Genomic DNA, 20347 nt, shown 5'->3' with positions numbered 1-20347 from the left:
TCACCTTTCGAGGTTGAGGCGGATCGCGACCGATCGCGCATGGGCATCGAGGCCTTCGGAAACGGCAAGGGCGATCGCCGCCGGGCCGAGGGTGCGGAGCTGCTGCGGGCCGAGGCGCAGGATCGAGGTGCGCTTGACGAAATCAAGCACCGAAAGGCCGGATGAGAAGCGCGCCGAACGCGCCGTCGGCAGCACATGGTTCGAACCGCCGACATAATCGCCGATGACCTCAGGCGTATGGGCGCCCATGAAGATCGCGCCGGCATTGCGGATGCCGTCGAGCAGCCGGTCCGGATTGACGACGGCGAGCTCCAGATGCTCGGCGGCGATACGGTTTGCCAGCGGAATGGCCTGTTTCAGGTCGGCAACGAGGATGACCGCGCCGAAATCGCGCCAGCTTGCCGCCGCCGTCTCGGCGCGGTTCAGCGTCTTCAGCTGGCGTTCGACCGCCTGCTCCACCGCCTTGCCGAATGCGGCATCGTCGGTGATCAGGATCGCCTGGGAACTGACATCGTGCTCGGCCTGCGCCAAGAGGTCGGCTGCGATCCAATCCGGATTGTTGTCCTTGTCTGCAATGACAAGCACTTCGGAGGGACCGGCGATCATATCGATGCCGACGGTGCCGAAGACATGGCGCTTGGCAGCAGCGACATAGGCATTGCCGGGACCGGTGATCTTGGCGACCGGGGCGATCGTCTCGGTGCCATAGGCAAGAGCCGCGATCGCCTGGGCGCCGCCGACACGATAAATCTCGGTGACACCGACAAGCTTGGCGGCGGCAAGCACTGCCGGATTGACGGCGCCGCCGGTGGCAGGAACGGCGATGACGATGCGATCGACACCGGCGACCTTGGCCGGCACGGCGTTCATCAGCACCGAGCTTGGATAACTCGCGGTGCCGCCCGGAACATAGAGCCCGACCGCCTCGATCGCCGTCCAGCGCGAGCCGAGGCCGACGCCGAGGTCATCCTCGTAGATATCGTCCTTCGGCAGCTGCCGGCGATGGTGGGATTCGATGCGCAGTGCGGCGAGCTTCAGCGCGCCCAGCACTTCCGAAGGCACCGCCTCGACGGCGGCGTCGATCTCTTCAGGCGTGACGCGCATCGGGACGGTGGCGTAATCGATGCCGTCGAATTTCAGCGAATATTCGGCAAGCGCCACATCGCCGCGGGCGCGCACGTCATCGATGATGGCGCGAACGACGATGTTCACATCCTCGGAGACTTCACGCTTCGTCGTCAGAAAGGCGGCAAAATGCTGCTCGAAACCTTCCGATGCCTGATCCAGCCAGATTGCCAAGGCCGATATTCCTTCCCAACTCGAAACTGCGATATTTAAACTTTCGGCGTCATTTCAGCGGTGGCGAGGCTTGGAGGAGGCCTCCCAGGCGCCGCCGATATCGGCCAGTTGGACCTCGATGCATTCGACATCGAGCGCAATCGAGGCCGTGCCGGATAGCGACAGCTCGATCGTACCCTCAGGCCCCTCGCCCTTCTGCTCGAAGCGCAGCGCCAGCAGCGACAGCACCTCGTCGCGTTTTCCACGATCGATGCCAAGCGAGCGGACGGCAAGCACGCGCTTGAAGACCAGGGCAGCCCGGCGGCGCTCGAAACCCTTGCGCTTGCGCTCGGCACCTTCCCAGACGAAACGATTGGCGGCAAGCGCGAACTGCGCGTCGCGCGGCGACCAGTCGATGTCGCCGACCTTGAAGACGCTGTCCTGCATATGCGCGGACATGATCGCAAGATCCTCGTTATCGAGCGCAACAAGTTTCAGGTCGGTCATTCAGCCTCATCCCATTACCGGCCTAGGCCGGGCACCGCCGGAATGGCGATGCGTCAGACAAGGGAAATAAGGCGCGGCGACCAATTACGCAACCGGGATGAACGGTGCTTACTCGCTGATGCGCTCGACGATGGCGCCGCAGCGGGTCAGCTTCTCCTCGAGCCGTTCGAAACCGCGGTCGAGGTGATAGACGCGGGAGACCGTGGTTTCGCCCTCGGCGGCAAGGCCGGCGATGACGAGCGAGACGGAGGCGCGCAGATCGGTCGCCATGACGGGCGCACCGCGCAGGCGCTCGACACCCTCGATCTTCGCCGTCTGGCCGGACAGCGAGATCCTGGCGCCGAGGCGGGCAAGCTCCTGCACATGCATGAAACGGTTTTCGAAGATGGTCTCGGTGACATGCGAGACGCCGGAAGAGCGGGTCATCAGCGCCATGAACTGCGCCTGCAGATCGGTCGGGAAACCCGGGAAAGGATCGGTGACGATATCGACCGGCTTGATGCCGGCGCCATTGCGCTTGATGCGCATGCCATTGTTGGTCGACGAGATTTCCGCGCCGGCGCGGCGCAGCGTTTCCACCGCGGTCTCGAGCAGCGCCACATCGGTATTCTCGAGCACGACGTCGCCGCCGGCCATGGCGACGGCCATGGCGTAGGTGCCGGTCTCGATGCGATCCGGCAGCACGCGATGGCGGGCGCCGGAGAGCGAGGTGACGCCTTCGATGGTGATCGTCGCCGTGCCGGCGCCTGTGATCTTCGCACCCATGGCGTTCAGGCAGTTGGCGAGATCGACGACCTCAGGCTCGCGGGCGGCATTGCCGATCACCGTCGTGCCGCGGGCAAGCGTTGCCGCCATCATCATCACATGGGTGGCGCCGACGGAGACCTTCGGGAAAGTGTAGCGCGCGCCGATCAGGCCGCCAGCCGGGGCCTTGGCGTTGATATAACCGGCATCGATCTCCATGGTCGCGCCGAGCGCCGTCAGGCCTTCGATGAAGAGATCGACGGGACGGGTGCCGATGGCACAGCCGCCCGGCAGCGAAACGCGGCAATGGCCTTCGCGCGCCAACAGCGGGCCGATGACCCAGAAGGAGGCGCGCATCTTCGAAACCAGTTCATAGGACGCTGTGGTATCGACGATGGTGCGGCAGGTGAAATGGATCGTGCGCGAATAGGAATCTTCCTGGCGCTCGCGGCGGCCGTTGACGGCGACATCGACGCCGTGATTGCCGAGGATGCGCATCAGCAATTCGACATCGGCCAGATGTGGCACGTTTTCGAGCGTCAGCGTATCGCTGGTCAGAAGCGAGGCGATCATCAGCGGCAGTGCGGCATTCTTGGCGCCGGAAATCGGAATGATGCCATTCAGCTCATTACCGCCGACGATTCTGATACGATCCATGTGCGCTTACGGGCAGCGCCCGCCTTTCCTGAAAGTTCTGCCTTGGAATAAGGAGTGAGGTGTTTAGGGGATTTATCGACACGCTTCAATTCGCGACGGACGGAACATTACGATTCGTCCATTTTTGCGGCGGGCAGCCCATTTGTTTCGTCGGCCTGGCCCGAACGGCGGGCGCGGACCTGCTGTTTGCGTCGCCCCAGATTTTCCCTGAGCTTTTCGGCGGCGCGCTCGCGGCGCAGTTTTGCCTGTGCTTCGATCGCTTGCTTGCGGCTCTGCTGGCCGGTTTCGGTCTTTTGGTTCATGCGACAGGATTAGCCGAATTCGCGCCAATCCAAAAGGCCCGTCATTGCAATCGACGCGAAGTTGGAATTTGCGGCTTGCGCTGGCCGCCAAGCTGTGGCAATAGCCCCCCGTTCTCGCGATTGAGCCACATGGCTCGCACGGGTACTGGTCCTGCTGCCGTAGCTCAGTGGTAGAGCACACCCTTGGTAAGGGTGAGGTCGGTGGTTCAATCCCACTCGGCAGCACCAGTTTTCTCTTAGATATCGGGAAATCACTTTCCTCCCTCAGCGAGGCGGGCGACAAGTGGACAACAGTTCGCTGCTGTAAAAGTGTGGACTGGGCGGAGGGCGTTATTTAACGTCACACGCAACATCCCGACTTAGTAGATCGGCGAGACCAGCCCCTCATCCGGCTGCCGCCGCCTTCTCCCCGTAAACGGGGCGAAGGGGATATGCCGCAACCTCTCCGTCCCCCGCTCACCTCTCGCAGGGCACGTCCCCTCGCCCCGTTTTTACGGGGAGAGGGTTAGGGTGAGGGGCAGCCATCTGCATGAACCGGACAGCCACGCAGCGCAATCGGGAAGCTCGCTTACTTCGAGATAATACGGTATGAACGGGGATAACTGCCACAGTTCGAACAGTTCTCCGGTTACCACCATTTCTTCGCCTGGAATCGGCGCGTGGGGTCGCGGGGACACTCCATCATCAATGCCTTCGATATACCAGCGAGGCGCATTCTCCGAGATGAAACGGGTAGTGAGGTCGATCGCCGTCCCTTCACCGTGCCGAGGCAGAGTCGCCCGTAAATATTCCCGCTGCAGTCTTGGGATGGCCTCGATGGAGAGGCGCGCGAAGAAAGCGTCTTCAGCGGGCGGCGGCGCGCCGCCGGCGAGGGCCGGCATTGCCAGCGCCCCGTAGAGAAAAGCAGCCTGGATCAATTGTCGATCTAAACGCATGTCGAGCCCTCAGCTTGCCCAACATGGTAGCGATGGCAGCGCGCCGGCGCTATACAACTTATTTGCGACCGATAGAAATTCCTCTTGGCGTGCGTGCGCACGCAACCTCACCCGCAAGCTGACATTTCGCCTCATTAGCAACCAACGATTCACCATTGTTGACCGTGAAAATCACGCTAGAATGGTGATCATGGCGGCGTCTCCCCGGAGGAACTGGGAGATGCTGCGCTCGTTTCTATCGAAAATCGTGGAGGAGCGTCGATGGCAACTGAAAGATGGAACAGCCCGGTCAAGGTTGGTTTCGAAAATGCCGATGCGCGAACGGTCAATGGTCCGTTCGATGCGCTGAAGTGCCTGGCGGATCTCTGGCCGAGTGTGCGCGGGCTTCGTTATATCAAGGCCCGCAGCACTTGCCGGGCAGCGCTCGATGGGCGCAAGAGCGTGGAAGAGGCGAGAGCCGAGTTTCTGGCGGCAGCCGAAGAGGCGAAGCTGAAGCTTCATTGAACTGGCGCATAATCCTTTCCGAAAATCGATTCCGATTTTCGGGGTTATGCGCTGCACTTCGGTCAGGATTTCCAGGCCGCTTCAGCTCGTTCGTAAACGGAACGTGCCGGAACGGGACAATGCTTTAATTTTACTTAACCCTGCATCGAACTCGCGCCGGGTTTTGGTGCAACAGGCGTTGCGTCTGGTACAGGTGTCTTCATAGAAGATGCCCAGCCATCATGATGATGGTTAGAGGCTCGTACCCTCTGCGGAAGCGCAGGCGAGCCTCGTCCGAGCAAAGCGGATGTTTCAGCAGTCCGCGCCGCCCTCATTCTCCACTTCGATATAACCGACACCGATGATCGTGCCGTCCACCGCGCGGATGAAGGAGGGGAGATAGTGAGGATCTGCCGGCTGGCAGGCGACGGCCCCGGTATATTCGTTGAGGGCGATCTGGTCCTTCGGCAAAGCGGAATAATTCGTGCCGGTTTCCAGCGAGGCATGGGCGGAGCCGGCAAAGACACCGCAACCCACGATCAAGGTCGTTGCCCAGAGGCGAGGAAGCAACTGCATGAGAGTCTCCAGCGTTTAGGTCCGGCCTTTCAACACGCGAGAGAGCATTTTGGTTCCCTTCATGCGCAAAGCGATGAGCGCGCAGACCGGCGCCGGATTTTTATTGATGAATGTCGTTGTCCTAAAACCGCTGCACACTTTTAGGCGACATGCATTAGCGTCGCAGCAAGCGAGCACGCACATAGCCCCGGCCGACGACGCCCTCGGCGATCTCGATCGCCCGCTCGACATCGCCACGCCGGCACACGAAACCTTCCAGGATGACATAGGAGCCGGATATGCCGACGGTGATTTCGCCGGCTTCGATATCGCCGGCCGCATGAAGGGCGCTTTCCACCGAGGCGCGCGTCGCGGCATCGCTGTGGCCCTGCCGGCCGGGCTCGCCATGCCCCGTGAATGCTGGAAAGCCGAGCACCGTGAACGTTTCCTGATGTTGGTTGATGTCTGTTAACGCCGCGGCGACGCATTTCGTTGCGTCCCCCGGAAAAGAAGAGCCTGTTCGACAGCGATACCTGCGCGGTGGCATGGGCACCCCTTGGCGAAAGGCGCCGCGGCTTCCATATCTGGCTGCAGTCGAAAGAGGGATGATGACGATGAAAGCGCTTCTGCCCGCCTTGTTTGCCGGGGCACTGCTTGCCGGCTGCTCCTCGGCCGATACGCCGGCGCTGGAACCTATTCCCGGCAGCATTACCTATGGCGGCCAGCCACGAACGAAGCTCACCAAGTCGCCAGTCGGCAGCGCCGTCTACAACCAGTTCTACAACGAGACGGGCCAGCGCGTGGAGGAAACCTATATCCTTCAGCCCGACCGCAGCCTGAAGCTGGTGCGGCGCGAGATCGGCCCGGATTTCCCCGACTGAGATGTTGCTCGCGCGCCAGATCGCTTGACAGGGACGGCAATCGCGAACATTCAAGGAACATCTAATCTTTCCGCAGTGATTCTGCGGGAGCCCGACCGGACGGCTGGATGTACCTCGAAAAGCTCAATCCGCAGCAGCGCATGGCCGTCGAGCACGGCACGCTCATCGACGGCAACCATATTGCCGGGCCGCTGCTGGTCATTGCCGGTGCCGGCTCCGGCAAGACGAATACCTTGGCGCATCGGGTCGCCCATCTCATCGTCAAAGGCGCCGATCCCCGCCGCATCCTGCTGATGACCTTCTCGCGCCGGGCAGCCGCCGAGATGGCGCGACGCGTCGAGCGTATCTGCCGCGATGTGCTTGGCTCGAATGCCGGCGTCATGGCGGATGCGCTTTCCTGGTCCGGCACCTTCCACGGCATCGGCGCCCGGCTGTTGCGCGATTATGCGGAGCAGATCGGTCTCGATCCTGGGTTTACCATCCACGACCGCGAAGACAGTGCCGACCTGATGAACCTGATCCGGCACGACCTTGGTTTCTCGAAGACGGAAAGCCGTTTTCCCACAAAGGGCACGTGCCTTGCCATCTATTCCAGGGCGGTGAATTCGGAAACCGCGCTCGACCTCGTGCTGCGCGACGTCTTTCCCTGGTGCGCGACGTGGGAGAAACAGCTGCGCGAACTTTTCGCCAGCTATGTCGAGGCCAAGCAGAGCCAGAACGTGCTCGATTACGACGATCTGCTACTCTACTGGGCGCAGATGGTCGGCGAGACTATCATTGCCGAGGATATCGGCAGCCGCTTCGACCATGTGCTGGTCGACGAATATCAGGACACCAACCGGCTGCAGGCCTCGATCCTGCTGGCGCTGAAGCCCGGCGGCCAGGGGCTGACCGTCGTCGGCGACGATGCGCAGTCGATCTATTCCTTCCGCGCCGCAACGGTGCGCAATATCCTCGATTTTCCCGCCGCCTTCAGCCCGGCCGCCAATATCGTCACGCTCGACCGCAACTACCGTTCGACGCAGCCGATCCTCGCCGCCGCCAACGCCGTCATCGATCTCGCCTCGGAGCGCTTCACCAAGAACCTCTGGACCGAACGGCAATCGTCCGAGCGGCCGCGCCTGGTCACGGTGCGCGACGAGGCCGAGCAGGCGCGCTATGTCGCCGACATGGTGCTCGACAATCGCGAGGAAGGCCTCACGCTCAAGCAGCAGGCCGTGCTCTTCCGCGCCTCGCATCACAGCGGGCCGCTGGAAGTCGAGCTGACCCGGCGCAACATCCCCTTCGTCAAATTCGGCGGGCTGAAGTTTCTCGACAGCGCGCATGTGAAGGACATGCTGGCCGCCCTTCGCTTCGCGCAAAACCCGCGCGACCGGGTGGCGGGCTTCCGGCTGATGCAGATCCTGCCGGGCGTCGGGCCGTCGACGGCGCAGAAGACGCTCGACCTGATGGCCGAGGATGCCAGCCCGATTTCTGCTCTCGCCGCTATGCCCGCGCCACCGCGCTCCGGCGAGGACTGGACTATGTTCGTTTCGATGCTGCAGGAGCTGAAGACCGGCAAGGCCGGCTGGCCGGCGGAAATCGGCCTGGCACGGCAGTGGTACGCGCCGCATCTGGAACGGCTGCACGAGGACGCAGCGACGCGGCAGGCCGACCTGCTGCAGCTCGAGCAGATCGCTAGCGGTTATGCCTCGCGCGAGCGCTTTCTCACCGAACTCACCCTCGATCCGCCGGATGCGACCAGCGACCAGGCGGGCGTGCCGCTTCTCGACGAAGACTATCTCATCCTGTCGACCATCCACTCCGCCAAAGGCCAGGAATGGACGAAGGTCTTCATGCTGAACGTCGTCGACGGCTGCATACCGAGCGATCTGGCCGTCGGCACCACTGCCGAAATCGAGGAGGAACGCCGGCTGCTCTATGTCGCCATGACACGCGCCCGGGATGGTCTCGACCTCGTCGTGCCGCAACGCTTCTTCACCTACGGGCAGAATTCGCAGGGCGACCGGCATGTCTATGCCTCACGCAGCCGCTTCATTCCGGCAACGCTGCTGCAGTTCTTCGAAGCCTGCAGCTGGCCGCAGGTGAAATCCGGCAGCGTCGCCCAGCAGCAGGCGCGGCAGGTGCGCATCGATGTCGGCGCCCGCATGCGCGGCATGTGGCGATAACTGGATAGCGTTCAGAGTGAAAGCGGCGGCTCGGCCGGTTTCAGGAAATGCTCGATCCTTGCGACTTCAACAGCCTCGACTGATGCCGGCGACCATTTCGGATTGCGGTCTTTGTCGATGACGGCGGCGCGGATGCCCTCGAAGAAATCGGGATTATCAAGCATCTGCAGACAGGCGCCGAGTTCACGGCCGAGGCATTCGGCAAGCGAGGCGCTACGGCGGCCGGCCCTGAGCAGCCGCAAAGCGAGCTTCAGACTGGTCGGTGAACGCGTCAGCATCACCCGGCGCGTCTCGGCGGCAAATTCGCCCTTCTCCTCGGCGAGTGCTGCCAGGATTTCCTCGACGTTGTCGAAACGGAATGCGCGATCGATCATTGCTGCGTTCTGCCTGAGCCGGCTTTCTCCCTGAGGCTCCGAAAGCGCCTGCAACACGGCATCCACATCGCTGGATGAACTGCCGCGCGGCAGGCCCGAGAGAGCATCGATCACTTGGCCGAGCCGCGACGACGCGATCTGAAGGTCGGCAAGCCCAGCGTGGATCGCGTCGGCAGCACCAATATCAAGCCCTGTCAGGCCGAGCCATGTACCGCCCTCGCCGGGGCCACGCGGCAGCAGCCAGGTGGCGCCGACATCCGGGACATAGCCGATGCCGGTTTCGGGCATGGCAAGCCGCGTGCGCTCGGTGACGATGCGGTGGCGGCCGTGCGACGACAGGCCGACGCCGCCGCCCATGGTGATGCCGTCCATCAGCGCGACATAGGGTTTGGGATAGGAGGCAATCATGTGGTTGAGGCGGAATTCCTCGCGCCAGAAGCTTGCCGCCAGACTGTCGCCGGCGCGCGCGCTTTCATGCAGGGCGCGGATATCGCCGCCGGCGCAGAAGCCGCGTTCGCCCTCCCCCATCATCACGACGCTCACCACCTCGGGATCTCGGGCAAAGTCGTGCAGGGTCGCGGTAATCGTGCGGATCATCGGCAACGTCAGGCTGTTCAGCGCCCGCGGCCGGTTGAGGCGGATGACGCCCGCAGTCCCCCGCCGTTCAATAATGACTTCGTCTTGCCGTTCGCCGTCCTGCATGGTTCACCTCATCTATTACGACCATGAATAGACGACGATGACGCATCGCTCCAGTCGATTTAAGGTCGGCTCAGGCAGACAGCGAATTGCGGGCGGAGGCTTCCGCCTCGCATCGGGCGGCGTAATCGATGGCAAGCTCCAGCGGCAGCGGCCGCGAGAAATGATAGCCCTGCGCCAGACGAACGCCCATCGCCTTCAATCCCTCGGCGATCTCTTCGCTTTCGACGCCTTCGGCGACGGAGGCAATGCCGAGATTCTGGCAGAGATTGGCGACCGAGCGGGTAATGTTCATGCAACGGGCGTCACGATCGAAGTTCATCACGAAGGACTTGTCGATCTTCAGTTTGTCGAAGCCGAGGCGATGGATATGGCTGAGGCTCGAATAGCCGGTGCCGAAATCGTCCAGCGCAATCGAGATGCCGGCAGCGCGCAGCATAGTGATCACCTGGTCGGCGGTGTCGAAATCGGAAAGCAGCGCGGTCTCGGTGATCTCGAATTCGATGCGCCTGGGATCAATGCCGGAGCGGGTGATCATGGCAAGCAGCGCCATCGAGGTCTCGTGGTCGCAGATATCGCGCGCCGAGAGATTGAAAGACAGCCTGAGATGCCGCGGAATGATCGCCAGCGCTTCGAGCGCCTTGGCGAAGAGGATGCGGGTCATGCGGCCGATGACCGCCGTGCGCTCGGCAGCGGGAATGAAGGCGTCGGGGCTGATGCGGCCGAAGCGGGCGCTGTCCCAGCGGGCGAGCGCCTCGTAAGCGACGACGCGGCCGCTCCGCAATTCGACGATCGGCTGATAATCAAGTTTCAATTCCTTGGCGAAGTCGTTCGCCTGCAGCTCGAGTTCGATCAGGTGGCGCTGCGTCAGGATCTTCTCGTGGTCGGCTGAGAAGAATTCGACGCCGCTGCTGCGCTTGCTCTTGACCTGGTAAAGGGCGAAGTCCGCCTTCTCGTAGAGATCCTCGGCGGTGTACTCGCCGATATCGGGATAGACGATACCGCAGGAACCGAAGACGCGGACCGAGCCGTCGGGGATTTCGTAGGGATCGCGGACGGCAGCACAGAGCGCCTGGCCGAGATCGGCGATCGCCTGGCGCGTCATCAAGGAGGGAAAGATGATACCGAACTCATCACCGCCGAGACGGGAGACGATGCCCTCTTCGCCGACCAGCGCGACGAAGCGGCGGGCCGTCTCCTTGAGCACGAGATCGCCGGCGGCATGGCCGAAGACGTCGTTGACCGGCTTGAAGCCATCGAGATCGAGAATGCCGAGGACGGGCGGCGAGGACGGATCTTTCTGCAGCCGTTTTTCCAGCGAGAGAAAGAAGCTGCGGCGATTGGCAAGGCCGGTCAGCTGGTCATGCAGCGCATTGCGGCTGTTGACGAGGTTCAGCTCCTCGGCTTCCGCCTGCTTCTGCTTCAGTTCCTCGGTCAATTGCACGAGACCGACGAAATTCTGGAAATAGCTGTTGATCACCCGGAGGAAGGGCAGGATCAGGAAGAGACCGCTGACGGCAGTCGCGACGAAAACGGGATTGCCCGAAAACATGAAGGTCGCGACCATGGCCGAGAAGGTGATGACCGTGGTCAGCGCCGCCGCCATCGGCAGATGCATCAGGCAAAAGATGCAGGAAATGCCTGTCACGACGAGGAAATAGGCGATCTGGCCCTGCTGGGAGGCATCGCCATATTGGTAAAGCGCAATCGCCCAGCCGCCGAAAGCGACGGTCAGGATACCGGCCCCAGCCATCGTGAGCTTCATCAGCCTGTAGGCCCGCTCGGCGGTCACATCTTCCTTGCCCCTGATCTCCCACCAGCAGAGACGGAAGACGCAGACGACGCTCAAGGTCACAGGAATGTAGAGCGAGAGCCAAAGGGGGGCGGATTTGAGGTGGGTGATCGCCACCGCAAGGGCGTTGATAATCAGCAGGACATAGAGAATGGGAATCTGCGACGACAGGGCCCTGAACTGCGCCAGCAGAAGCGTCGGATTGTCTTTTTGCAGCTGCAATGAGGCCAGAAAGTTCTTCATCTTCTCCTTTCCGTCGGCCAGAGCCAGCCAGAGAAAGTTTGACTTTTCCTTATTCACGTAACGGCATGCGGCCCCCGCAGCCGCGGGGATGGTAAACAGGCTCCTGCATCAGAACGAAGCGGCGGCCAGTGCCCGGTGGATGCTGTGCAGGTCGTCGACGCTCTTGTTCGACAGGAACAGTTCCCAATCGAGCGAGCTCTGGACGATGGTTTCCAGCGAATCGTATCGGGGCTTCCAGTCGAGCACTTGCCGGGCGAGCGAAGCGTCCGCGACGACGCTTGCCGAATCGCCGGCGCGCCGCGGCGCCATATGGATCTTGAAGGAATGCCCGTGCAGGCGGGTGACCATGTTCAACACGTCGAGCACGGAATAGCCGCTGCCATAACCACAATTGGCAACGAGCGAGCCCTTGCCTCTGCGCAGGTGCTGCAGCGCTTTCAGATGTGCATCCGTGAGATCGCTGACATGGATGTAGTCGCGCACGCCGGTGCCGTCATGGGTGGGATAGTCGATGCCGTAGACATTGACGCTGTCGCGCGTGCCGAGTGCTGCCTCGCAGGCGACCTTGATGAGGTGCGTGGCGCCTGAGGTCGACTGGCCGGCACGGTGGTGCGGGTCGGCGCCGGCGACGTTGAAGTAGCGAAGCGCGACATAGTTGAAATCATAGGCGGCGGCGGCATCGCGCAGCATGAACTCGGTCATCAGCTTCGACTGGCCGTAAGGGTTTTCCGGATTGAGGGGGGCCGTCTCCTTCACCGGCAGGTCGGTCTTTTGCTGACCGTAGACGGCCGCCGTCGAGGAGAAGACGAAGTTGCGGATGCCGGCCTTGACCGAAGCGCTCAGAAGCGCCCGGGTCTTGCCGGAATTGTTGTCGTAATAGGAGAGCGGATCGGTGACGGAAACCGGGACGACGGCGGAGCCGGCGAAATGGATGATCGCCTCGATGTCGTTTTCGATGAAGACCTTTTTCACTATGTCGGGATCGGCAATGTCGCCGAGATAAAAACGCGCCGCCGGCGCCACGGCCCAGCGAAAGCCCGTGGAGAGGCGATCGAGCACGACCACATCCTCGCCTGCATCGAGCAGCGCCCACACCATGTGACTGCCGATATATCCGGCGCCGCCCGTCACCAAAACCGCCATGTCCCGCATCCCTGCTTTCGTTTTTTATAAGCAGGGGCATCAGGCGCCGGTTTTTCTTTCCAATTTTCTTATCGAACGGCGTTTGGAAGGCCTTTGAACGGGTATGTTTGGAGTCGTGGTTAGAGGCCGATTTCGGGCTTTGCTAGAGTTTTATCGATCCGGCGATTTCGGCACAAAATCGACGCCTCGGTCGCCACGACGCGTCTTGCGGCCAGTGCTTCTCAGAGCTTGAGGATATAGTCGCAGAGGCGCTCGGCGGCGATCGCCACCTGCGTGGGGTCGCGCAGGAAACAGGCGCGCAGGAAGAGTTCGCCGCCCGATCCGAAAGCGGTGCCGGGAGCAAGGCCGACGCCTGTCTTGTCGACGATGTCGAGCGCTGCCTTGCGGCTGTCGGCGACGCCGTCGATCTTCAGGAAAGCATAGATCGCGCCATCCGGTTTCAGTGTCTCGACGCGGTTGGTGGCGACAAGCGCATCGCAGAGAGTATCGCGGGAGCGGGCCGCCTTGACGATATTGGCAGCGACGAAATCGTCGCCTTGATCAAGGGCGGCGACAGCGCCCTTCTGCATGAACTGCGCCACCCCCGATGTCGAATACTGGATGAGGTTTTCGAGCACCTGGCCCATTTCAGGCGGGGCGACGATCCAGCCGACGCGCCAGCCGGTCATCGACCAGTTCTTCGAAAAGGAATTGACGAAGATGATCTTGTCGTCCGGTTCCATCACATCGAGGAAAGAGGGGGCGCGGCCGCCGGCAAAATAGTAGCGGGCGTAGATTTCGTCCGCCATGATCCAGAGGTCGTGCTTGCGGGCAAGCGCCAGGAGATCGCCAAGGTCCTGTTTCGTTGCCGTCCAGCCTGTCGGGTTCGACGGCGTGTTGATGAAGATGCCCTTGGTCTTCGGGGTGATCGCGGTTTCGATGCGGTTCAGATCGACCGCCCATTTGCCGCCTTCGAACTGCAGCTCGACACTGAGCGAGCGCACACCTGCTATCTCGAGAGCGGCGGCAATGTTCGGCCAGGAAGGTGACAAGTAAACCAGTTCGTCGCCCGGCGAGGTCAGCGCCTGCACGGCGATCTGGATCGCCTGCATGCCGGAACCGGTGACGTAGAAATGCTCGACCGGAAGCCGGATTCCGAAATGTCTGTCGTAATAATCGGAAAGCGCCTGGCGAAGCTCCGGAATGCCGCGCTGCCAGGTGTAGAAGGTCTCGCCGCTAGCAAGCGCGTCCATCGCCGCCCTGCTGATGAAATCAGGCGTCGGCAGGTCGCCCTCACCCACCCAGAGCGGCAGCAGGCCTTCGCGGCCACGGGCATAGTTGACGAGTTCGACGATCCCGCTTTCGGGCGCCGCCAGGGCGCGCGGGCTGAGGCTGCTAACGATCGACATGCAAATCTCCGGTTTCCGCCTTCATAGCGGATTTGCGCCGGCAAATCCCATGACATCCAGTGATGGCATATCGATTTTGGTGATGAATGAGCCCGGCCGCAGCGGACGGGCTCCAGCCCGGATCAAGCCGTCGGGCGCGTGGCGAGAAGATCGCGAATTTCCGTCAGCAGCTGAACGTCTGCCGGCGGCGCTGGCAGCTCTTCCGGTGCCACCTTTTCCTGGCGCTCGACCTGGGCACGCAGGGTGTTCACGCCCTTGACCATCAGAAAGATGATCCAGGCGAGAATGAGGAAGTTGATGAGCACGGTGAGGAAACTGCCATAGGCAAACACCGCTCCCTGCTCGCGGGCGGCGGCGAGCGACTGTGCGTTGACGGCCGACGACAGTGGGAGGAAGTAATTCGAAAAATCGAAGCCGCCGAAAATGGCGCCCACGATCGGCATGATAAGGTCGTCGACCAAAGATTTGACGATGCCGCCGAAGGCGCCGCCGATGATGACGCCAACCGCAAGATCCATGACATTGCCGCGAGCGATAAAGGCCTTGAACTCATTGAGCATCGGATCCGTCTCCCTTCGATACAATTGTTTTCATTAGCTACATCTTCATTGCAATTAATCAATCGGCAATCGTAATTGTTTGGGGATACCCCGTGCGGTCTTTGACTTAAGGCCTAGACCTGCGGGAATTCTCAAAGTGTCTGAAATAACTTAAGCTGATCCATGTTGCGGGAGGTCCCGGCGGGTTTTCCGCCGGCGGAGGGTCAATGCTTCCAGGCTGGGTCATATTCGCGTCTGCCTTCGGCTATCTGCTCCTGCTTTTCGCCGTGGCCAGCTATGGCGACCGCAAGAACCGCAGCCCGGCTACGCTCGACCGCGGCCGGGGCACGCTGGAAGGCGGATGGCCGGTGGTCTATGCGCTGAGCCTTGCGATCTACTGCACCTCCTGGACCTATTTCGGCAGCGTCGGGCTTGCGGCACAGCGCGGGTTGGAATTTGCCGGCATCTATATCGGTCCCATCCTGGTCTTCACGCTCGGCATGCCGCTGCTTCGCCGCATCATCGAGCTCGCCAAGGCGGAGAAGCTCACCTCGGTTGCCGATTTTGTCGCCGCCCGCTACGGCAAGAACCCGACTGTCGCCACGATCGTCGCCCTGATCTCGCTGATCGGCGCCATTCCCTATATCGCGCTGCAGCTCAAGGCGATCTCGAGCACCGTCAGCGCCATGGTCAATCCGTCCGATTACGGCATCGGCAGCGGCAATCTCTATTTCCTTGATCTGCCGCTCGTCGCAACGCTGGTGCTTGCCTGCTTTGCCATCATGTTCGGCACGCGGCATACGGATGCGACGGAGCATCAGGATGGCCTGATCCTCGCCGTCTCGATGGAATCCGTGGTCAAACTCGTCGCCTTCCTGACGGCCGGCGTCTGCGTCATCTGGTTTCTCTTCGACGGCCCGACCGATCTGTGGCGCAAGACCGTCGACAATCAGCTGGTCATGTCGGCGCTCAGCTACCATACGCCGATCAGCCGCTGGATCACCTTGATCATCTTGTCGGCCTTTGCGATCATCCTGCTGCCGCGGCAATTCCACGTGACGGTTGTCGAAAACCGAACCCCGAAACAGCTGAAACTCGCAGGTTTCCTGTTTCCCACCTACCTCATATCAATCAATCTCTTCGTGCTGCCGGTGGCGATCGGCGGGCTGCTGACCTTCGGCGGCACCGGTAATGCCGATTTCTACATGCTGTCGCTGCCGCTTGCCGGCCAGATGCCCGTCGTGTCGCTGATCATCTTCATCGGCGGTTTCTCCGCCGCAACGGCGATGGTCATCGTCGATTCCGTGGCATTGTCGATCATGGTGTCGAACGACATCATCATGCCGATCTTCCTCAGGCGCAAACTCGCCGGCCGCGCCAGCCAGCGCGACGATTTCGCCAAGACGCTGCTCAACATCCGCCGCAGCGCCATTTTCGCCGTGCTGCTTTTCGGCTACGCCTATTACCGTTCGACCGACAGCACCGCCGGCCTTGCCTCGATCGGCCTTCTCTCCTTTGCTGCGATCGCGCAAATCGCCCCAGCGCTGTTCGGCGGGCTGATCTGGCGACGGGCAAACGCGCGCGGCGCGATCCTCGGGCTGACCTCCGGCTTCGTCATCTGGGTCTACCTGCTGTTCCTGCCCTCGCTCGGCGGGCCTGATTATTCGTATGTGGCGAGCGCCGTGCTCGGCTTCATCTTTCCCGGGACCACGCTGTTTACGGCCCCCGACGCCGATCCGCTGGTCAATGCGACAACGATGAGCCTGCTCCTCAACACCGCCTTTTTCGTCGTCGGCTCGCTCACCCGCAACGCCAAGCCGCTGGAACGCATTCAGGCCGGCATCTTCGTCAAGCGGCATTCGCGCTCGCAATTTGCCACGCGCGGCTGGAAGACCCGCATCAGCGTCGGCGATCTGAAAGCGGCGATCTCACGCTATCTCGGCGAAGAACGCATGCAGCGTTCTTTCACGACCTACGAACAAAGCTCCGGCCGCAAGCTGGAGGACGAGCAGCCGGCCGATATGGCGCTCATCCATTTCAGCGAACAGCTGCTCGGCAGCGCCATCGGCTCATCCTCGGCCCGGCTGGTGCTGTCATTGATCCTGCAGAAGATCGAGGATGCCTCTTCAGACACGGCCTGGCTGCTCGATCAGGCGAGCGAGGCGCTGCAATATAACCAGGACATGCTGCAGACGGCACTTTCGCAGATGGACCAGGGCATTGCCGTCTTCGACAGTTCCAACCGGCTGACGATCTGGAACCGGCGCTTCCGGCAATTGCTGGATCTGCCGGAAAGTGCCGGCCAGGTCGGTTTTCCCCTATCCGATATCGTCACCACGCTCAGCCAGCGCGGCGATATCGCGCCCGGCGATCTCAGCCAGACGGTGCGGCATTTCCTGACGCTCGACAAACCCTTTTCGCTGGTGCTCGGCGGCGGCGAGCGGATCATCGAGGTGCGCTCCAACGCGATGCCCGACAAGGGCATCGTCGCCACCTTCACCGACATCACCCAGCGCGTCAGTGCCGACCAGGCGCTGAAACAGGCGAATGAGACGCTGGAGCAGCGCGTCGCCGAACGCACCGCCGAGCTTACCCGGGTTAACCGCGAACTCGGCGAGGCACGCGCCGCCGCCGACGAGGCGAATATCGGCAAGACACGCTTTTTCGCCGCCGCCGGCCACGATATCCTGCAGCCGCTCAATGCCGCCAGGCTCTATTCCTCGGCACTGGTCGAGCGCATGGCGCAATCCGAGAACAGCCCGATCGTGCGCAACATCGATTCCGCGCTGGAATCGGTCGAGACCATTCTCGGGGCGGTGCTGGATATATCCAGGCTCGATACCGGCGCCATGCGGCCGCGGCTCGCCTCCGTCGCGCTGTCCGACCTGCTGGAGCGTATCCAGACCGATTTCGCGCCGATCGCCCGCGAAAAGCAGCTGAAGCTGGTGGTCATGCCGACGTCGCTCAGAGTCCGCTCCGACCCCAATCTTCTGCGCCGGCTGGTGCAGAACCTGGTTTCCAACGCCATCAAATACACAATCAACGGCAAGGTGCTGGTCGGGGCGCGACGGCGCGGCAACCAGGTGATCATCCAGGTCATCGATTCAGGCATCGGCATTCCGCCGTCGAAATTCCGCACGGTGTTCAAGGAATTCGCGCGGCTGGACGAAGGCGCGAAGACTGCTTCCGGCCTCGGGCTCGGCCTTTCGATCGTCGACCGCATCGCCCGCGTGCTCAATCATCCGGTCGAGCTGCAGTCGACGCATGGCAAGGGCACGGAATTCCGCATTGCCATGCCGCTCGACGTCTCGCGCCCGGCCGCGGCCACGGCGGCAATCACGCCTACCGACCGTCCGGGGCAGCCGCTGAACGGGTTGAAGATCCTCTGCATCGACAATGAGTCGAAGATCCTCGAAGGCATGCGGCTCTTGATCAGCGGCTGGGGCTGCGAGGTCGAGGTACTGGATTGCCTCGCCGACGTCACCGCCCTCGATGGCCAGGAGGGCCCGCCTGATATCGTCATCGCCGATTACCATCTCGGCGACGGCACCGGCATTGCCGCCATCCTGCATCTGCGCCGGCAGTTCGGCGCCGATATTCCCGCCTTGCTGATCACGGCCGACCGCACGCCGGAGGTGCGCAGCGAGGCCGAGCGATACGGTATCGCCGTTCAGCACAAACCAGTGCGGCCGGCGGCGCTGCGCGCCTATATCACCCAGATTTCCGGCCTCAAGCGCGCAGCCGCAGAGTAAAAGACACGCTTAAAGCGCCGCGCCCATGACGCGTGAGACGAGATCGCGCACGCGCGCTGCATCCGGCACATCGCCGAACAGGATGCGGTACATGATCGGCGCCACGACCTGATCCATGACGCGCTCGACATCCGGAAAGGCCTCGCCGCGGGCCTTTGCCCTCTCGGCGATGAGACCGACCTGCTGGCGAGTAAATTCAGCGCATTTACAGGCATTTGCGCTCGCCTGCGCCGCCAGTACGTCGCGGATCATCTCGCGGCACGGGCCCGAGGACATTTCCTCGGCATATTGTTCGGCCCAGGCTTCGAGATCGGCCTTGCCGCTGCCGGCATCGATCGGCTGCATATCCGGCCGCAGCCGATCGACGGCGACATCTGCGAGAAGCTCCTGCAGGTCGCCCCAGCGGCGATAGATGGTCGACGGCGTTACCCCCGCCTTGCCGGCAATCAGCGGGATCGTCACCTCGGCGCGGCTCATCTCAGCCAGCAGCTCACGGACTGCCTTGTGCACCGATGCCTGAACCCGGGCGCTTCTGCCGCCCGGACGGAGATTCTCTTTCACCGTCATGCCTGCAACCCGACCTTCGCCCCTTGACACCGTTGGTTCAAAATCTTTGATAGAACTATTAACGCAAATAATTTGCTTTTATGAGGCGCCAGCTCTACATAAGCTAACGCAACGGCTTAGCTTTAAGGGGCTTATATATGTTCGCCGCAGCCAAATCCACCGAGAATTCGCCACGCCCCTCGATCGGCTTTCATGCGCTGACGCTCGCGACCTTCTTCGGCGCCTCCGCGGCGCCAACGCCGCTCTACCGGATCTATCAGGAAAGTTTTTCCGTCTCGCCGGTGCTGATCACGGTGATCTTTGCGGTCTACGCCTTCGCGCTGCTGGCGGCGCTGTTGACCGCCGGTTCGATCTCGGATCATCTCGGCCGCAAGCCGGTGATCTTTTTCGCCCTCGTGCTCGAAATCGTCGCCATGGCGCTCTTCGTTGTCGCAAGCGGTCCCGGCTGGCTGATCGCAGCACGGATCGTGCAGGGGTTGGCAACAGGAATCGCCGGCGCCTCGCTCGGAGCCGCGCTCGTCGATGTCGACCGGGCAAAGGGACAGATCGTCAACTCGATCGCGCCGCTTTCCGGCATGGCGGTGGGTGCGGTCGGCACCAGCGCCTTGATCCAATATGGCCCCTTCCCGATGCATCTGATCTATGCGCTGCTGCTCGTCGCCTTCACGCTGCAGGCGGCCGCCATCTGGCTGATAGGCGAGACCGGGGCCAAGCGACCCGGCGCGCTCGGCTCGCTGATACCGCGGGTCACCGTTCCGCCGCAGGTGAAGCGACCGCTCTCGCTGGTGACGCCGATCAACATCGCCAACTGGACGCTTGCCGGCTTCTACCTCTCGCTGGTCCCGTCCTTGGTCGCCACCACGACCGGCAGCCGGGCGCCGCTGACGGGCGGGGCCGTCGTCACCGCATTGATGGTGAGCGGGGCGATCGCCGTCTATCTCAGGCGCAGCAAGACGGCATCGGCCAATCTCACTTTCGGCGTGTCGGCCAAGACGCTCGGCATCCTGACCGTCGTTGCCGGCGTCCATCTTGCCAATGTGCCGTTGCTGCTGATCGGCACGATTTTTACCGGTGCCGGTTTCGGCACCAATTTTCTCGGTTCGATCGGCACCATCATGCCGCTCGCCAAACCGGATGAGCGGGCCGGGCTGCTGTCGGCCTTCTACGTCCAGAGCTATCTCGCCTTCAGCCTGCCGGCGATCCTTGCCGGGTTCCTGGCGAAATCGGCCGGTTACGCACTGACGACTGATATCTATGCGACGGCGATCCTGCTTTTGATGGGCGTCGGATTGGTGAGCATTCGCGCCGACCGGCGGAAGGTCGCTGGGAGTGCTGCCTGA

At 62.2% G+C, this 20347-nt stretch carries 18 protein-coding genes and 1 tRNA gene; 6 read left to right on the top strand and 13 right to left on the bottom strand.

The window, feature by feature from the left end; all coding sequences use genetic code 11:
- The 4 genes from hisD to CUJ84_RS01310 form a co-directional block, all read right to left on the bottom strand.
- Complete coding sequence (gene hisD, locus CUJ84_RS01325; RefSeq protein ID WP_105004904.1) at nt 1–1299, bottom strand: histidinol dehydrogenase; 1299 nt, start codon at nt 1297–1299, stop codon at nt 1–3.
- Between the two features lie 54 nt (nt 1300–1353).
- Nucleotides 1354–1785 (bottom strand): DUF2948 family protein, encoded by a 432-nt coding sequence (locus CUJ84_RS01320; RefSeq protein ID WP_012755989.1) that lies wholly within the window; start codon nt 1783–1785, stop codon nt 1354–1356.
- A gap of 108 nt (nt 1786–1893) precedes the next feature.
- Nucleotides 1894–3186, bottom strand: coding sequence for a UDP-N-acetylglucosamine 1-carboxyvinyltransferase (murA, locus tag CUJ84_RS01315; RefSeq protein WP_105004903.1), 1293 nt, complete (start codon nt 3184–3186; stop codon nt 1894–1896).
- A gap of 107 nt (nt 3187–3293) precedes the next feature.
- Nucleotides 3294–3488: a hypothetical protein gene (locus CUJ84_RS01310; protein ID WP_105004902.1), complete on the bottom strand. Its 195-nt coding sequence runs from the start codon at nt 3486–3488 to the stop codon at nt 3294–3296.
- Nucleotides 3489–3641: 153 nt separating this feature from the next.
- Here CUJ84_RS01310 and CUJ84_RS01305 point away from each other — a divergent pair.
- Nucleotides 3642–3716, top strand: a tRNA-Thr gene (locus CUJ84_RS01305).
- A gap of 263 nt (nt 3717–3979) precedes the next feature.
- On the opposite strand, the gene CUJ84_RS01300 is transcribed toward CUJ84_RS01305, so the two are convergent.
- The gene (locus CUJ84_RS01300) at nt 3980–4423 is read right to left on the bottom strand and encodes a hypothetical protein (RefSeq protein WP_105004901.1); all 444 of its coding nucleotides are present in this window, start codon (nt 4421–4423) and stop codon (nt 3980–3982) included.
- 261 nt (nt 4424–4684) lie between these two features.
- Between CUJ84_RS01300 and CUJ84_RS01295 the strand changes: the two genes are divergently transcribed.
- The gene (locus CUJ84_RS01295; protein WP_018244702.1) at nt 4685–4927 is read left to right on the top strand and encodes a DUF982 domain-containing protein; all 243 of its coding nucleotides are present in this window, start codon (nt 4685–4687) and stop codon (nt 4925–4927) included.
- Between the two features lie 291 nt (nt 4928–5218).
- On the opposite strand, the gene CUJ84_RS01290 is transcribed toward CUJ84_RS01295, so the two are convergent.
- Both CUJ84_RS01290 and CUJ84_RS01285 read right to left on the bottom strand, forming a co-directional pair.
- Nucleotides 5219–5482 carry a hypothetical protein gene (locus tag CUJ84_RS01290; RefSeq protein WP_105004900.1) on the bottom strand — a complete coding sequence of 88 codons (264 nt, stop codon included), beginning with the start codon at nt 5480–5482 and terminating at the stop codon, nt 5219–5221.
- Between the two features lie 154 nt (nt 5483–5636).
- On the bottom strand, nt 5637–5897 hold the full coding sequence (locus tag CUJ84_RS01285) for a BON domain-containing protein (protein WP_105004899.1): 261 nt from the start codon (nt 5895–5897) through the stop codon (nt 5637–5639).
- 178 nt (nt 5898–6075) lie between these two features.
- Here CUJ84_RS01285 and CUJ84_RS01280 point away from each other — a divergent pair, with 178 nt between their 5' ends.
- Nucleotides 6076–6342 carry a membrane protein gene (locus CUJ84_RS01280; RefSeq protein ID WP_027686065.1) on the top strand — a complete coding sequence of 89 codons (267 nt, stop codon included), beginning with the start codon at nt 6076–6078 and terminating at the stop codon, nt 6340–6342.
- Between the two features lie 107 nt (nt 6343–6449).
- Nucleotides 6450–8510, top strand: a complete 2061-nt coding sequence (locus CUJ84_RS01275; RefSeq protein ID WP_105004898.1) for an ATP-dependent helicase — start codon at nt 6450–6452, stop codon at nt 8508–8510.
- An 11-nt stretch (nt 8511–8521) separates the two neighbouring features.
- Here CUJ84_RS01275 and CUJ84_RS01270 read toward each other — a convergent pair whose 3' ends face one another.
- The 5 genes from CUJ84_RS01270 to mscL form a co-directional block, all read right to left on the bottom strand.
- Nucleotides 8522–9586, bottom strand: coding sequence for an enoyl-CoA hydratase/isomerase family protein (locus CUJ84_RS01270; RefSeq protein WP_105004897.1), 1065 nt, complete (start codon nt 9584–9586; stop codon nt 8522–8524).
- A gap of 70 nt (nt 9587–9656) precedes the next feature.
- The gene (locus tag CUJ84_RS01265; protein ID WP_105004896.1) at nt 9657–11618 is read right to left on the bottom strand and encodes a putative bifunctional diguanylate cyclase/phosphodiesterase; all 1962 of its coding nucleotides are present in this window, start codon (nt 11616–11618) and stop codon (nt 9657–9659) included.
- Between the two features lie 108 nt (nt 11619–11726).
- Nucleotides 11727–12761, bottom strand: a complete 1035-nt coding sequence (galE, locus tag CUJ84_RS01260) for a UDP-glucose 4-epimerase GalE (RefSeq protein WP_105008061.1) — start codon at nt 12759–12761, stop codon at nt 11727–11729.
- 221 nt (nt 12762–12982) lie between these two features.
- Nucleotides 12983–14149: a pyridoxal phosphate-dependent aminotransferase gene (locus CUJ84_RS01255; protein ID WP_105004895.1), complete on the bottom strand. Its 1167-nt coding sequence runs from the start codon at nt 14147–14149 to the stop codon at nt 12983–12985.
- Between the two features lie 122 nt (nt 14150–14271).
- Complete coding sequence (gene mscL / locus CUJ84_RS01250; protein WP_012755977.1) at nt 14272–14709, bottom strand: large conductance mechanosensitive channel protein MscL; 438 nt, start codon at nt 14707–14709, stop codon at nt 14272–14274.
- Nucleotides 14710–14915: 206 nt separating this feature from the next.
- Here mscL and CUJ84_RS01245 point away from each other — a divergent pair, with 206 nt between their 5' ends.
- Complete coding sequence (locus tag CUJ84_RS01245) at nt 14916–18440, top strand: PAS domain-containing hybrid sensor histidine kinase/response regulator (RefSeq protein ID WP_105004894.1); 3525 nt, start codon at nt 14916–14918, stop codon at nt 18438–18440.
- A gap of 9 nt (nt 18441–18449) precedes the next feature.
- On the opposite strand, the gene CUJ84_RS01240 is transcribed toward CUJ84_RS01245, so the two are convergent.
- Entirely contained in the window at nt 18450–19007 is a 558-nt protein-coding gene (locus CUJ84_RS01240) for a TetR/AcrR family transcriptional regulator (RefSeq protein ID WP_105004893.1), read from the bottom strand.
- A gap of 137 nt (nt 19008–19144) precedes the next feature.
- Here CUJ84_RS01240 and CUJ84_RS01235 point away from each other — a divergent pair, with 137 nt between their 5' ends.
- A complete protein-coding gene (locus tag CUJ84_RS01235) occupies nt 19145–20347 on the top strand; it encodes an MFS transporter (RefSeq protein WP_105004892.1) in 1203 nt (400 codons plus the stop codon).

Origin of the sequence: Rhizobium leguminosarum (assembly GCF_002953715.1) — a bacterium.
Taxonomy (GTDB): domain Bacteria; phylum Pseudomonadota; class Alphaproteobacteria; order Rhizobiales; family Rhizobiaceae; genus Rhizobium; species Rhizobium leguminosarum_V.
Note: the sequence above shows the minus strand (reverse complement) of the source record. Positions and strands in the feature narration are given on the sequence as shown.

Coding starts and splice junctions, on each gene's coding strand:
- CUJ84_RS01235 (WP_105004892.1), top strand. CDS start 19,145: ATGTTCGCCGCAGCCAAATCCACCGAGAATTCGCCACGCCCCTCGATC.
- CUJ84_RS01280 (WP_027686065.1), top strand. CDS start 6,076: ATGAAAGCGCTTCTGCCCGCCTTGTTTGCCGGGGCACTGCTTGCCGGC.
- CUJ84_RS01290 (WP_105004900.1), bottom strand. CDS start 5,482: ATGCAGTTGCTTCCTCGCCTCTGGGCAACGACCTTGATCGTGGGTTGC.
- CUJ84_RS01295 (WP_018244702.1), top strand. CDS start 4,685: ATGGCAACTGAAAGATGGAACAGCCCGGTCAAGGTTGGTTTCGAAAAT.
- CUJ84_RS01310 (WP_105004902.1), bottom strand. CDS start 3,488: ATGAACCAAAAGACCGAAACCGGCCAGCAGAGCCGCAAGCAAGCGATC.
- CUJ84_RS01240 (WP_105004893.1), bottom strand. CDS start 19,007: ATGACGGTGAAAGAGAATCTCCGTCCGGGCGGCAGAAGCGCCCGGGTT.
- galE (WP_105008061.1), bottom strand. CDS start 12,761: ATGGCGGTTTTGGTGACGGGCGGCGCCGGATATATCGGCAGTCACATG.
- CUJ84_RS01265 (WP_105004896.1), bottom strand. CDS start 11,618: ATGAAGAACTTTCTGGCCTCATTGCAGCTGCAAAAAGACAATCCGACG.
- CUJ84_RS01245 (WP_105004894.1), top strand. CDS start 14,916: ATGCTTCCAGGCTGGGTCATATTCGCGTCTGCCTTCGGCTATCTGCTC.
- CUJ84_RS01270 (WP_105004897.1), bottom strand. CDS start 9,586: ATGCAGGACGGCGAACGGCAAGACGAAGTCATTATTGAACGGCGGGGG.
- CUJ84_RS01275 (WP_105004898.1), top strand. CDS start 6,450: ATGTACCTCGAAAAGCTCAATCCGCAGCAGCGCATGGCCGTCGAGCAC.
- murA (WP_105004903.1), bottom strand. CDS start 3,186: ATGGATCGTATCAGAATCGTCGGCGGTAATGAGCTGAATGGCATCATT.
- CUJ84_RS01320 (WP_012755989.1), bottom strand. CDS start 1,785: ATGACCGACCTGAAACTTGTTGCGCTCGATAACGAGGATCTTGCGATC.
- mscL (WP_012755977.1), bottom strand. CDS start 14,709: ATGCTCAATGAGTTCAAGGCCTTTATCGCTCGCGGCAATGTCATGGAT.
- CUJ84_RS01300 (WP_105004901.1), bottom strand. CDS start 4,423: ATGCGTTTAGATCGACAATTGATCCAGGCTGCTTTTCTCTACGGGGCG.
- CUJ84_RS01255 (WP_105004895.1), bottom strand. CDS start 14,149: ATGTCGATCGTTAGCAGCCTCAGCCCGCGCGCCCTGGCGGCGCCCGAA.